This window comes from Pseudomonas putida (genome assembly GCF_002906855.1).
Lineage (GTDB): Bacteria > Pseudomonadota > Gammaproteobacteria > Pseudomonadales > Pseudomonadaceae > Aquipseudomonas > Aquipseudomonas putida_N.
The window spans coordinates 826083-839005 of record NZ_MINI01000048.1 but is presented as its reverse complement, the minus strand read 5'-3'; the positions used below and the strand labels follow the sequence as shown (position 1 = coordinate 839005).

Sequence of the window (12923 nt, the reverse complement as noted above, 5' to 3'; positions counted from 1 at the left end):
CGATTTCCCTGCACACCAGAACCGGTCACTGACATGCAAGCAGCCAAACCACTCTACGACTATCCCAAGTACTGGGCCGAATGCTTCGGGCCAGCACCATTCCTGCCGATGAGCAGGGAGGAGATGGATCAGCTCGGCTGGGATTCCTGCGACATCATCATCGTGACCGGGGATGCCTATGTCGACCACGCGTCGTTCGGCATGGCCATCATCGGCCGCCTGCTGGAAGCCCAAGGCTTCCGCGTGGGCATCATCGCTCAGCCGAACTGGCAGTCCAAAGACGACTTCATGAAACTGGGCGAGCCGAACCTGTTCTTTGGCGTCGCGGCCGGCAACATGGACTCGATGATCAACCGCTACACCGCGGACAAGAAGATCCGTTCCGACGACGCCTACACCCCGGGTGGCCTGGCGGGCAAGCGCCCGGACCGTGCCAGCCTGGTGTACAGCCAGCGCTGCAAGGAAGCCTACAAGCATGTACCGATCGTGCTGGGCGGCATCGAGGCCTCGCTGCGTCGTATCGCCCACTATGACTATTGGCAGGACAAGGTCCGCCATTCGATCCTGATCGACGCCAGCGCCGACATCTTGCTGTACGGCAACGCCGAACGGGCCATCGTTGAAGTGGCCCAGCGCCTGTCGCAGGGTGAAAGCATCGAGCAGATCACCGACGTGCGCGGTACCGCGTTCGTACGCCGTGACACGCCGCAAGGTTGGTACGAGATCGACTCGACCCGTATCGACCGCCCAGGCCGCGTCGACAAGATCATCAACCCGTACGTGAACACCCAGGACACCCAGGCCTGCGCCATCGAACAAGCCAAGGGCGACCAGGAAGATCCGAACGAAGCCAAGGTGGTGCAGATTCTCGACAGCCCGAGCGTGACCCGGGAAAAGTCGGTGATCCGCCTGCCGTCGTTCGAGAAAGTGCGTAACGACCCGGTGCTCTATGCTCACGCCAACCGCGTGCTGCACCTGGAGACCAACCCGGGCAACGCCCGCGCCCTGGTGCAGAAGCACGGTGAAGTGGATGTGTGGTTCAACCCGCCACCCATTCCCATGACCACCGAGGAAATGGACTACGTGTTCGGCATGCCCTACGCGCGTGTTCCACACCCGGCCTATGGCAAGGAGCGCATCCCGGCCTACGAGATGATCCGTTTCTCGGTGAACATCATGCGCGGCTGCTTCGGTGGCTGCACCTTCTGCTCGATCACCGAGCACGAAGGCCGCATCATCCAGAACCGCTCCCACGAGTCGATCCTGCACGAGATCGAGGAAATGCGCGACAAGGTGCCGGGCTTCACCGGCGTGGTCTCCGACCTTGGCGGCCCGACCGCCAACATGTACCGCATCGCCTGCAAGAGCCACGACATCGAGAAGCACTGCCGCAAGCCGTCGTGCGTGTTCCCGGGCATCTGCGAGAACCTCAACACCGACCACAGCTCGCTGATCGAGCTGTATCGCAAGGCCCGCGCCTTGCCGGGCGTGAAGAAGATCCTGATCGCCTCGGGCCTGCGCTACGACCTGGCGGTGGAATCGCCGGAGTACGTCAAGGAGCTGGTCACCCACCATGTTGGCGGCTACCTGAAGATTGCCCCGGAGCACACCGAGCGTGGCCCGCTGGACAAGATGATGAAGCCGGGCATCGGTACCTACGACCGCTTCAAGCGCATGTTCGAGAAGTTCTCGAAAGAGGCGGGCAAGGAGCAGTACCTGATCCCGTACTTTATCGCCGCGCACCCGGGTACAACCGACGAAGACATGATGAACCTGGCTCTGTGGCTCAAGGGCAACGGCTTCCGCGCCGACCAGGTGCAGGCCTTCTACCCGTCGCCAATGGCATCGGCCACAGCCATGTACCACTCGGGCAAGAACCCGTTGCGCAAGGTCACGTACAAGAGCGAAGGGGTGGAGATCGTCAAGAGCGAGGAGCAGCGTCGCCTGCACAAGGCGTTCCTGCGCTATCACGATCCGAAGGGCTGGCCGATGCTGCGTGAAGCGCTGCAGCGCATGGGCCGTGCCGACCTGATCGGGCCGGGCAAGCATCAGCTGATCCCGCTGCACCAGCCGCAGACCGACACGTACCAGAGCGCGCGCCGCAAGAACTCGACCCCGGCCGGCAGCCACAAGGTGGGCAAGGACCAGAAGATCCTCACCCAGCACACCGGCCTGCCACCGCGTGGCAGCGATGGCAGCAAGCCGTGGGACAAGCGCGAGAAGGCCAAGGCCGAGGCGTTTGCCCGCAACCAGCAGGCGGCCAAGGAGCGCAAGGAAGCGGCCAAGGGTGGCGGCGGCAAGGGCAAGAAGCCACGCCAGCCAGTGATCCCGCGCTAACTGCCCCCTTTTGGGACCGCTTTGCGGTCCTTTCGCGACACAAGGCCGCTCCCGCATTGATCGGCGTACGCAGTGCTGTGTGGGGGCGGCCTTGTGTCGCGAAAGGGCTGCAAAGCAGCCCAATATCTCGGATCAGTCAGGCTTCTTGTCGACCCACTTGGGCAGTACCGGCGACTCGAACCGTTCCATCCCGTCCAGCAGTTCATCTGCCTGCTGCGCCAGCAGCAACATGGCCCGATGCTGCGGCCGCACGAAGCCTTCTTCGACGATATGGTCGAGGAACCCGCCCAGCTTCTCGTAGAAGCCATTCACATCGAGCAGCCCCAGTGGCTTGGCGTGATAGCCCAGTTGCCCCCAGGTCCACACCTCGAACAGCTCTTCCAGCGTACCCAGGCCACCCGGCAGGGCAATGAAGGCATCGCTCAGCTCGGCCATGCGCGCCTTGCGCGCATGCATGCCGTCGACCACTTCCAGCCGGCTCAGGCCTTTATGGCCGATCTCGGCATTCATCAGGCTTTCGGGAATGACCCCGATCACTTCGCCGCCGGCGGCCATGGCCGCATCGGCGACGGTGCCCATCAGGCCGACCACACCTCCGCCATAAACCAGGGTCAGGCCGCGGCGGGCAATGGCCTGGCCAAGCGCAACGGCCGCTTCACGGTAGGCGGGGTTGGCGCCGATACTGGCGCCACAGAACACACAAACGGAACGTACAGACATCGTGCTTCTCCAGTCATATCGCTGACAGGGTAAAGCGAATAGTCTGACGTCTCCAATGCCGGTTTTACTCGGGGCGGGAGAATTCACAGCTGGCACCCGTGGCCCCGTGGGCGTAGGCGGCGAGCAGGCTGTTCATGAAACTTGCGAGGGACATTGCGGTTGCTCCTAAATGAGAGGTTGTCCCATCGTCTATTAAAAGGGCATGATGTGCCCTTAGATTGGTTGTATACAATCCATTGAACAATTCAACTGGCTGGCCACTTGACACCCCCTTGACCCATATCAGCAGGGGGCAGAACGGTTTCAGGCAGTCTCGCGATTGATAACACCCTGCCAAGGAGATTCATGATGTTTGCGAAAGCTGTAGCGGTATCCCTGCTGACCCTCGCCAGCGCTTCTGTCTTCGCAGCCGAATGTTCGGTGACCGTCGACTCGACCGACCAGATGTCCTACACCAGCAAGGAATTCACCGTCGACAAGAGCTGCAAGGAATTCACCGTCAAACTGACCCACTCCGGCAGCCTGCCGAAGAACGTCATGGGCCATAACCTGGTGATCAGCAAGACTGCAGACATGCAGGGCATTGCTACCGAAGGTATGAGCAAAGGCCTGGAGAACGACTACATCAACGGCGCCAACGCCGGGATCATCGCCCACACCAAGATGATCGGCGCGCCGGAAAAAGAAACCGAAGTGAAGTTCGACACTTCCAAGTTGGAAGCCGGTGGTGACTACAGCTTCTTCTGCACCTTCCCGGGCCACATCTCGATGATGAAGGGCAAGGTCGTCGTCAAGTAATGACAGCTGTGTAGGCCTCTCGGGCCTATTCGCGGGGCAAGCCCGCTCCTGCAGGGGATACTGGTTCCCTTGTTGGAGCGGGCTTGCCTCGCGAAGCTTTTATGGGGCGAACGGCAGTTCGCGCTTGTGCTGTGTCTTGCGGTAGGTGGCGACGATGATGTCGAACGCTGCCTGATCCACCGGCAGCCCATGCAGGAAGGCATCGATCTGCTGGTAGGTCACGCCATGGGACGCCTCGTCCGGCTTGCCCGGCTCCAGGTCTTCCAGGTCCGCAGTCGGTACCTTCTCCACCAGTGACTCCGGCGCGCCGAAGCTGCGCGCAATCGCCCGCACCTGGTTCTTCACCAGCCCGCTCAGCGGCGCCAGGTCGCAAGCGCCATCACCGAACTTGGTAAAGAAGCCCATCACCGCCTCGGCAGCGTGGTCAGTGCCGATCACCAGGCCTGCGCGGGCACCGGCGATGGTGTACTGGGCAACCATGCGCGTGCGTGCCTTGACGTTGCCGACGACGAAGTCCACCAAGGTCGGCGAGCCATTCTTCAACTCCACCACTTCCGCCGCCAGCGCGCGCACGGCCGGGGCGATGTCGACGGTGTGCACTTCATCGGCCTTGATCACCTCCAGGCAGGCCTGGGCGTCGTGCTCGTCATGTTGCACCTGGTACGGCAGGCGCACGGCGATGAAGGTGTAGGCCTTGTCGCCGGTTTCGGCGCGCAGCTCGTTGACGGCGCGCTGGGCGAGCAGGGCAGCTGTCAGCGAATCGACGCCGCCACTGATGCCCAGCACCAGGGTCTTGAGCCGGGCGTTGGCCAGGCAGTCCTTGATGAACGCCACGCGCCGGGCGACTTCGGCCTCGAGCGCAGCGGCGTCGGCGAACGGCGGCTGAACCTTCAGCGCCTGGGCAATCTCTTGCTGAACCGCTTGCATGGGTTACTCCTTGCTGGGGACTTTGAATACGTGACGCATGTAGGCGACGAAATTCTCGTCGCGGCACTGGGTCTTGGCGGCTTCGTCCGAGATCTTCGCCACCGGCGAGCCGTTGCAGTCGGTCATTTTAAGCACGATGTTCATTGGCGCCACCCCGGGGATGTCACAAGTGAGATTGGTGCCGATGCCGAAACTGACGTTGATGCGACCGCGCAGGGCACGGAAGATCTCCAGCGAGCGGGTCAGGTTGAGGCCATCGGAGAACACCAGGGTCTTGGTCATCGGGTCGATTCCCAGCCTCTGATAATGGGCGATGGCCTTTTCCGCCCAGGCTACCGGCTCGCCCGAGTCATGGCGCAGGCCGTCGAACAGCTTGGCGAAGTACAAGTCGAAATCGTTGAGGAAGGCATCCATGGTGATGCAGTCGGTCAGGGCAATCCCGAGCAGGCCGCGGTACTCGCGGACCCAGCAATCCAGCGCGGCGATCTGGCTGTCGATCAGGCGTGGGCCGAGCTGCTGGTGGGCCATGATCCACTCGTGGGCCATGGTGCCCAGTGGCTTGATATCCAGTTTCCATGCCAGGTCGACGTTGCTGGTGCCGACGAAGCGGCCCGGGAAGTCGTCGCGCAGTACGCGCACCACGTCTTCTTGCACGCGGCTGGAAAAGCGCCGGCGGGTACCGAAATCGGCCACCTGCAGCTCGGCCAGTTCGTCGTCGCTCGCGTGGGCGCGCAGCCAGTCGAACTTGCGGTACAGCTGATCACGCGCATCGGCCAGGCGCATGCGCGGGTGCAAGTGGCGGTTGCGCACTTCGCTGATGATGGCCAACAGCGGCACTTCGAACAGGATCACGTGCAGCCAGGGGCCTTTCAGGCGCAGGAACAGCTGGTCGCTCTCGATGCCGATGCGCACATAGCGCAGGTTGAAACGGAACAGGCGCAGAAAGCGCAGGAAGTCGGGCTTGAGGAAGCTGATGCGTTCGAGGAAGACCGGCTGCCCATCATCCAGGGTCAGGTCGGCGAGCAGTTCGAGCTGATGGCGAATCTCGCCAAGATAGGGGCGCAGGTCCTCGCCATTGCGGCAGCGGAATTCCCATTCGACGTCGGCGTCTGGGTAGTTGTGTAGCACGCCCTGCATCATGGTGAGCTTGTAGAAGTCGGTGTCGAGCAGGTTGTGCACGATGCGCTCGGCGAATGCGCTCTCGCTCATCAAAAGGGGCTCCAGAAGCGGCGAATGGATGACATTGTGCCAGTCTTTTGAGTCTTGTTGTGTCTGGGCCGGCCTCTTCGCGGGCAAGGCCGCTCCCACAGAGGCCGCGTAATGGCCAAATCAGGTGTTTTTCCGTGCACCAGCTAGCCTTGAAACAGTGCTGCCTGTAGCAGTCGCGCACCAGCGGTGTGCACTTCGGTGACGTCCACTGTTACAGGGCGGTTGCACGTAAACACTTGCCAGGGTTGCAATGATGGCACTCGACGGTTGCTCCTTGTCTGTACGTGTGGTGGCGCCTGCCGCGTGGCAGACGGTTGCACGCTCAATAAAGAAAAGGCCGTCGGTCGCCAGGGCGCGACCTTTACAGTGTGTTTTCCCGGAAGACAAAACCGATGGCACGGCCCTTGCTCTGAGCACAGGGCTGAGAAGTTGTAGTGCCACACTAAAAAAACTCTAGGAGCACCACCTCATGTCGCAGACGTTTTACAAGAAAGGTTTCCTGGCTCTTGCCGTAGCTACGGCACTGGGTGTTTCTTCGTATGTTCAGGCCGACGTCAAGATCGGCGTCGCGGGCCCCATGACCGGTGCCAACGCAGCGTTTGGCGAGCAGTACATGAAAGGTGCGCAGGCAGCGGCCGACAAGATCAACGCCGCTGGCGGCGTGAATGGCGAGAAGATCGTCCTGGTGAAAGGCGATGACGCCTGTGAGCCGAAGCAGGCCGTGGCCGTGGCCAACCGGCTGGTCGACCAGGACAAGGTGATCGGCGTGGTCGGGCACTTCTGCTCTTCCAACACCATCCCGGCCTCCGAGGTGTATGACGAAGCCGGCGTGATCGCCATCACCCCAGGCTCCACCAACCCGCAGGTCACCGAGCGCGGCCTGAACGCCATGTTCCGCATGTGCGGCCGTGACGACCAGCAAGGCATTGTCGCTGGCAACTACATCGTCGACGTGCTCAAGGGCAAGAAGGTCGCGGTGCTGCACGACAAGGACACCTACGGCCAGGGCCTGGCCGATGCGACCAAGGCGCAGCTGGAGAAGCGCGGCGTCAAGCCGGTGCTGTACGAAGGCCTGACCCGTGGCGAGAAGGACTTCAGCGCCGTGGTCACCAAGATCCGCGCCGCCGGTGCCGACGTGGTCTACTTCGGTGGCCTGCACCCGGAAGCCGGCCCGCTGGTGCGCCAGCTGCGCGAGCAGGGCCTGAAGGACGTCAAGTTCATGTCCGATGACGGTATCGTCACCGACGAACTGGTGGCCACCGCCGGCGGCGCGCAGTACGTCGATGGCGTGTACATGACCTTCGGCGCCGACCCGCGCCTGCTGCCGGAAAGCAAGGCGGTGGTCGAGGAGTTCCGCAAGGCCGGCACCGAGCCTGAAGGCTACACCCTGTATGCTTACGCCTCGGTCCAGGCCCTGGCTGCCGGCTTCAACGGCGCCAAGTCGAACAAGGGCGAAGACGCCGCCAAATGGCTCAAGGCCAACCCGGTCGAAACCGTCATGGGCAAGAAAGAGTGGGACAGCAAGGGCGACCTGAAAGTCTCCGACTACGTGGTCTACCAGTGGGACAAGGACGGCAAGTACCACCAGCTGGAAAAACAAAAATAATAACGGCAGCTGGCCCGGACGCCCGTCCGGGCCATTGCCCCCGCGGTACCTGTCCTTATTTGGAGACGTGCACGGTTCTGCGCTGCCAGGCCCGCTTTATCCGTGGCCTGTGGTCGTCAGCACTGGTGCAGTCTCGCTCAGGTGAGATTGCGTTATGGATGGTATTTTCCTGCAGCAACTGGTCAATGGCCTGACCCTCGGGTCGGTCTATGGCCTGATCGCCATCGGCTACACAATGGTCTATGGCATTATCGGCATGATCAACTTCGCGCACGGCGAGGTGTACATGATCTCCGCGTACCTCGCGGCGATCAGCCTGGCATTGCTGGCCTATTTCGGTGTCGAGTCGTTCCCCCTGTTGATGCTGGGCACGCTATTGTTCACCATCGTCGTCACGGGCGTGTATGGCTTCACCATCGAGCGCATCGCCTACAAACCCCTGCGTAACTCCACCCGCCTGGCACCGCTGATCAGTGCCATCGGCATCTCGCTGATCCTGCAGAACTATGCACAGATCAGCCAGGGCGCCCGCCAGCAAGGCGTGCCGACCCTGCTCGAAGGCGCCATGCGCATCGAAGTCGGCACTGGCTTCGTGCAGCTGACCTACACCAAGATCTTCATCCTGGTGGCAGCGTTCGTGGGCATGGGCCTGCTTACCTATGTGATCAAGTACACCAAGCTCGGCCGCATGTGCCGCGCCACCCAGCAAGACCGCAAGATGGCCTCGATCCTCGGCATCAACACCGACCGGGTGATTTCCTACGTGTTCGTCATCGGTGCAGTGATGGCCGCGCTGGCCGGCGTGCTGATCACCCTCAACTACGGCACCTTCGACTTCTACGCCGGCTTCATCATCGGCATCAAGGCGTTCACCGCCGCGGTACTGGGCGGCATCGGTTCACTGCCAGGCGCCATGCTTGGCGGGATCATCCTGGGGATTTCCGAGTCGCTGTTCTCTGGCCTGATCAACTCCGACTACAAGGATGTGTTCAGCTTCTCGCTGCTGGTGATGATCCTTATCTTCCGCCCACAAGGCCTGCTGGGTCGCCCGCTCGTGGCTAAGGTGTGAACATGTCGATTGCCAAGATTGCCTCTGCCTCTGAAACCAAAGGTTTCGATATCAAGCGCAGCCTGCTCGAGACCATCGTCGCCGGCCTGCTGGCGCTCATCGTGTTTGGCCCGATCGTCGGTGTGGTCCTCGACGGCTACACCTTCAACGCCGAACCACGCCGAGTGGCGTGGTTGGTCGGCGGCGTGATGCTCGGGCGCTTCCTGCTCAGCCTCTACGTGCAGACCGCCGCCGGGCGGCGCATGCTCGAAGGCTTCGACAGCGGCGGGTCGGGCGTGCACGTCAACGCGCCGGACTACAAGTCGCGGTTGCGCTACATCATCCCGGCGCTGGTGGTGATCGCCATCATCTTCCCGGTGTTCGCCAACAAGTACCTGCTGACCGTGGTCATCCTCGGCCTGATCTACGTGCTGCTGGGCCTGGGCCTGAACATCGTGGTCGGTCTCGCCGGCTTGCTCGACCTGGGCTACGTGGCGTTCTACGCCATCGGTGCCTACGGCCTGGCGCTGGGCTACCAGTACCTCGGCCTGGGCTTCTGGAGCGTGCTGCCGCTGGCGGCGATCGCCGCAGCGCTGGCGGGGTGCATCCTCGGCTTCCCGGTCTTGCGAATGCACGGCGACTACCTGGCGATCGTGACCCTGGGCTTCGGCGAGATCATCCGCCTGGTGCTGAACAACTGGCTGTCGTTCACTGGCGGCCCGAACGGCATGCCGGCGCCGTCGCCGACCTTCTTCGGCCTGGAATTCGGCCGCAGGGCCAAGGATGGCGGGGTGCCGATCCACGAGTTCCTCGGCATCGACTACAACGCCAACCTCAAGTTCGTGTTCATCTACGCCGTGCTGTTCATGGTCGTGCTGGCGGTGCTGTACATCAAGCACCGGCTGACCCGCATGCCGGTCGGCCGCGCCTGGGAAGCCCTGCGTGAAGACGAGATTGCCTGCCGCTCGATGGGCCTGAACCACGTACTGGTCAAGCTCTCGGCCTTCACCCTCGGTGCTTCCACCGCAGGCCTGGCGGGGGTGTTCTTTGCCACCTACCAGGGGTTCGTCAACCCGTCCTCGTTCACCTTCTTCGAGTCGGCGCTGATCCTCGCCATCGTCGTGCTTGGCGGCATGGGCTCGACCGTCGGCGTGGTGATCGCGGCGTTCGTGCTGACCGTGGCACCGGAGCTGCTGCGCAGCTTCTCGGAATACCGCGTGCTGCTGTTCGGCGTGCTGATGGTGCTGATGATGATCTGGCGACCGCGTGGGTTGATCCGCATCAGCCGTACCGGTGTGACCCCGCGTAAAGGAGTGGCGCCATGAGCGACGAAATCATTCTCTCGGTCGACAACCTGATGATGCAGTTCGGCGGTATCAAGGCGCTCAGCGACGTCAGCCTGAAGGTCAAGCGCAACCAGATCTTCGCCCTGATCGGCCCCAACGGCGCCGGCAAGACCACTGTGTTCAACTGCCTGACCGGCTTCTACAAGGCCAGTGGCGGGCGCATCGAGCTGAACGTGCGCGGCAGCCACACCAATGTCATCCAGCTGCTTGGCGAGCGCTTCCAGGCGGCGGATTTCGTGTCGCCTGCGCGCTTTGCCAACCGTCTGTACTACAAGATGTTCGGCGGTACCCACCTGGTCAACCGCGCAGGCCTGGCGCGGACCTTCCAGAACATTCGCCTGTTCAAGGAAATGTCGGTGGTGGAAAACCTGCTGGTGGCCCAGCACATGTGGGTCAACCGCAACTTGCTGGCTGGGGTGCTCAACACCAAGGCTTACCGCAAGGCCGAGAGCGACGCCCTGGACCACGCGTTCTACTGGCTGGAAGTGGTCGACCTGGTCGACTGCGCCAACCGCCTGGCAGGTGAGCTGTCCTACGGCCAGCAGCGCCGCCTGGAGATCGCCCGGGCCATGTGCACGCGGCCGAAGATCATCTGCCTGGACGAGCCGGCTGCCGGCCTCAACCCGCAGGAGACCGAGGCCCTGAGCCGCATGATCCGCGTGCTGCGTGACGAGCACGACATCACCGTGGTGCTGATCGAACATGACATGGGCATGGTCATGAGCATTTCCGACCATATCGTCGTGCTCGACCACGGCAACGTGATCGCCGAAGGCGCCCCGCAGGAAATCCGCCACAACCCGACGGTGATCGCCGCCTACCTGGGTGCCGACGAAGAGGAACTGGTATGAGTGCACCCATTCTCGAACTAAAGGAACTGGACGTGTTCTACGGGCCGATCCAGGCGTTGAAAAAGGTGTCGATGCACATCAACGAAGGCGAGACGGTGAGCCTGATCGGTGCCAACGGCGCCGGCAAGTCGACCCTGCTGATGTCGATCTTCGGCCAGCCGCGGGCGGCGTCTGGGCATATCGTCTACCGGGGCACCGACATCACTCGCAAGTCGTCGCACTACATCGCCTCCAACGGCATCGCCCAGTCGCCGGAAGGGCGCCGGGTGTTCCCCGACATGACCGTCGAGGAAAACCTGATGATGGGGACCATCCCTATCGGCGACAAATACGCGACTGAAGACATGCAGCGCATGTTCGAGCTGTTCCCGCGCCTGAAGGAGCGGCGTAATCAGCGGGCCATGACCATGTCCGGTGGCGAGCAGCAGATGCTGGCCATTGCCCGGGCGCTGATGAGCCGGCCGAAGCTGTTGCTGCTGGACGAGCCATCGTTGGGGCTGGCACCGATCGTGGTCAAGCAGATCTTCGCGACCCTGCGCGAACTGGCCAAGAGTGGGATGACCATCTTCCTGGTAGAGCAGAACGCCAACCATGCGCTGAAGTTGTCGGACCGGGCCTATGTGATGGTCAACGGGCAGATACGCATGAGCGGGACGGGGCAGGAGCTGCTGGTCAACGAAGAGGTGCGCAACGCCTATCTTGGCGGGCATTGAGTTGCATCGGGGTTGCCAGGCGACCCCCGGTTCAAATGTGGACAACTTGTCGCATATCTTTCTCGACCCACTCGACAATCCCCTCGCAAGCCCTTGTTTCCACAGGTTGAATCTTTTCCACGATTAATGTGGAACCGCCTGTGGAAAACATGGTGGCATCTCGCTCTATCCCTTTATCTGCAAGGCCTGCAAGGCTCTGGTCAAAAAATGATCAGATGCCCTTTGTGTATGATTTCACGCGCTTTTTTTGCACGGTCCGAGATCTGCGAAAGGTGCTTCAATGCCTGTGGATAAGTCTGTGGGAAAGCCTTGGACAGACCGCTGCAGGCGGCATGCTTGAAAGCGTTGCGCCATCATCGAAAAGATATCCACCGACCACCAGACGCTGAAAGGGTTCCGCGCATTGGACAAGTTGCCCCCAATCCGTGGGGAAAGCCTTGTGGATAACATGCGCATAGCTGGCGGCGAGCCCTCTGTCGCAAGGGTTTGGCGCATATGAACAAAAAATGAACAGCGGCCCTGACGGCTTGCTGTCAACGCCCGGCGCGGGCATGCTGCAAAGCTGTCGATGACAACCCACCGTGAGGAACAGAGCATGACATCCACCGTATTCATCACTGGCGCGACGTCCGGTTTTGGCGAGGCCACTGCCCGCCGCTTTGCCGAAGCCGGCTGGAAGCTGGTACTCACCGGCCGTCGCAAGGATCGCCTGGATGCCCTGTGCGCCGAACTGTCGGCCAAGACCGAAGTGCACGGCCTGGTTATCGACGTGCGTGACCGCAAGGCCATGGAGCAGGCCATCGCCAGCCTGCCGGCCGGCTTCGAGAAAATTCGCGGCCTGGTCAACAATGCCGGTCTGGCGCTGGGTGTGGATGCGGCGCAGAACTGCAGCCTGGATGATTGGGAGACCATGGTCGACACCAACATCAAAGGCCTGATGTACACCACCCGCTTGCTGCTGCCACGCCTGATCGCCCACGGCCGTGGCGCGACGATCCTCAACGTGGGTTCGGTGGCGGGCAACTACCCATATCCCGGCAGCAACGTGTATGGCGGCACCAAGGCCTTCGTCGGCCAGTTTTCGCTGAGCTTGCGCTGCGACCTGCGTGGAACGGGCGTGCGGGTGAGCAACATCGAGCCGGGCCTGTGCGAGAGCGAGTTCTCGCTGGTGCGCTTCGGCGGTGACCAGGCCAAGTACGATGCCACCTACGCCGGTGCCGAGCCGATTCAGCCGCAGGACATCGCCGAGACCATCTTCTGGATCCTCAACCAGCCGGCGCACATCAATATCAACAGCCTTGAGCTGATGCCGGTGAGCCAGGACTGGGCAGGGTTCTCGATCGACCGTTCGGCCAAGGGCTGATCAGT

General features: G+C 62.1%; 11 protein-coding genes. 8 read left to right on the top strand and 3 right to left on the bottom strand.

The genetic code is table 11. The features are described from left to right. The first annotated feature begins 33 nt into the window (after positions 1-33). Positions 34-2337, top strand: coding sequence for a YgiQ family radical SAM protein (locus BGP85_RS26640; RefSeq protein ID WP_103445881.1), 2304 nt, complete (start codon positions 34-36; stop codon positions 2335-2337). A gap of 132 nt (positions 2338-2469) precedes the next feature. On the opposite strand, the gene BGP85_RS26635 is transcribed toward BGP85_RS26640, so the two are convergent. Next, a complete protein-coding gene (locus BGP85_RS26635; protein ID WP_103445880.1) occupies positions 2470-3057 on the bottom strand; it encodes an LOG family protein in 588 nt (195 codons plus the stop codon). Positions 3058-3405: 348 nt separating this feature from the next. On the opposite strand from BGP85_RS26635, the gene azu reads away from it, so the two are divergent. Then, positions 3406-3855: an azurin gene (azu, locus tag BGP85_RS26630; RefSeq protein ID WP_103445879.1), complete on the top strand. Its 450-nt coding sequence runs from the start codon at positions 3406-3408 to the stop codon at positions 3853-3855. 99 nt (positions 3856-3954) lie between these two features. Here the strand turns inward: azu and nadE are convergent, their stop codons facing one another. Beyond that, positions 3955-4782, bottom strand: coding sequence for an ammonia-dependent NAD(+) synthetase (gene nadE / locus BGP85_RS26625; RefSeq protein ID WP_103445878.1), 828 nt, complete (start codon positions 4780-4782; stop codon positions 3955-3957). A gap of 3 nt (positions 4783-4785) precedes the next feature. Next, positions 4786-5991 (bottom strand): nicotinate phosphoribosyltransferase, encoded by a 1206-nt coding sequence (gene pncB / locus BGP85_RS26620; RefSeq protein ID WP_103445877.1) that lies wholly within the window; start codon positions 5989-5991, stop codon positions 4786-4788. Between the two features lie 469 nt (positions 5992-6460). Here pncB and BGP85_RS26610 point away from each other — a divergent pair, with 469 nt between their 5' ends. The 6 genes from BGP85_RS26610 (at position 6461) to BGP85_RS26585 (ending at position 12918) form a co-directional block, all read left to right on the top strand. Continuing rightward, entirely contained in the window at positions 6461-7597 is a 1137-nt protein-coding gene (locus BGP85_RS26610) for an ABC transporter substrate-binding protein (RefSeq protein WP_103445875.1), read from the top strand. Positions 7598-7751: 154 nt separating this feature from the next. Then, positions 7752-8666: an ABC transporter permease subunit gene (locus tag BGP85_RS26605; protein ID WP_103445874.1), complete on the top strand. Its 915-nt coding sequence runs from the start codon at positions 7752-7754 to the stop codon at positions 8664-8666. A gap of 2 nt (positions 8667-8668) precedes the next feature. Beyond that, positions 8669-9970: a high-affinity branched-chain amino acid ABC transporter permease LivM gene (gene livM, locus BGP85_RS26600; RefSeq protein ID WP_103445873.1), complete on the top strand. Its 1302-nt coding sequence runs from the start codon at positions 8669-8671 to the stop codon at positions 9968-9970. Further along, entirely contained in the window at positions 9967-10842 is an 876-nt protein-coding gene (locus tag BGP85_RS26595; protein ID WP_085676784.1) for an ATP-binding cassette domain-containing protein, read from the top strand. The genes livM and BGP85_RS26595 overlap by 4 nt, the downstream gene beginning before the upstream one ends. Beyond that, on the top strand, positions 10839-11555 hold the full coding sequence (locus BGP85_RS26590) for an ABC transporter ATP-binding protein (protein WP_103445872.1): 717 nt from the start codon (positions 10839-10841) through the stop codon (positions 11553-11555). The genes BGP85_RS26595 and BGP85_RS26590 overlap by 4 nt, the downstream gene beginning before the upstream one ends. A gap of 595 nt (positions 11556-12150) precedes the next feature. Then, complete coding sequence (locus tag BGP85_RS26585) at positions 12151-12918, top strand: SDR family oxidoreductase (protein ID WP_103445871.1); 768 nt, start codon at positions 12151-12153, stop codon at positions 12916-12918. Positions 12919-12923 lie beyond the last annotated feature (5 nt).

Excerpts from the sequence above, each read along its gene's own strand:
- BGP85_RS26610 (WP_103445875.1), top strand. The coding sequence starts at position 6,461 with ATGTCGCAGACGTTTTACAAGAAAGGTTTCCTGGCTCTTGCCGTAGCT.
- nadE (WP_103445878.1), bottom strand. The coding sequence starts at position 4,782 with ATGCAAGCGGTTCAGCAAGAGATTGCCCAGGCGCTGAAGGTTCAGCCG.
- livM (WP_103445873.1), top strand. The coding sequence starts at position 8,669 with ATGTCGATTGCCAAGATTGCCTCTGCCTCTGAAACCAAAGGTTTCGAT.
- BGP85_RS26585 (WP_103445871.1), top strand. The coding sequence starts at position 12,151 with ATGACATCCACCGTATTCATCACTGGCGCGACGTCCGGTTTTGGCGAG.
- BGP85_RS26640 (WP_103445881.1), top strand. The coding sequence starts at position 34 with ATGCAAGCAGCCAAACCACTCTACGACTATCCCAAGTACTGGGCCGAA.
- BGP85_RS26590 (WP_103445872.1), top strand. The coding sequence starts at position 10,839 with ATGAGTGCACCCATTCTCGAACTAAAGGAACTGGACGTGTTCTACGGG.
- azu (WP_103445879.1), top strand. The coding sequence starts at position 3,406 with ATGTTTGCGAAAGCTGTAGCGGTATCCCTGCTGACCCTCGCCAGCGCT.
- BGP85_RS26635 (WP_103445880.1), bottom strand. The coding sequence starts at position 3,057 with ATGTCTGTACGTTCCGTTTGTGTGTTCTGTGGCGCCAGTATCGGCGCC.
- pncB (WP_103445877.1), bottom strand. The coding sequence starts at position 5,991 with ATGAGCGAGAGCGCATTCGCCGAGCGCATCGTGCACAACCTGCTCGAC.
- BGP85_RS26595 (WP_085676784.1), top strand. The coding sequence starts at position 9,967 with ATGAGCGACGAAATCATTCTCTCGGTCGACAACCTGATGATGCAGTTC.
- BGP85_RS26605 (WP_103445874.1), top strand. The coding sequence starts at position 7,752 with ATGGATGGTATTTTCCTGCAGCAACTGGTCAATGGCCTGACCCTCGGG.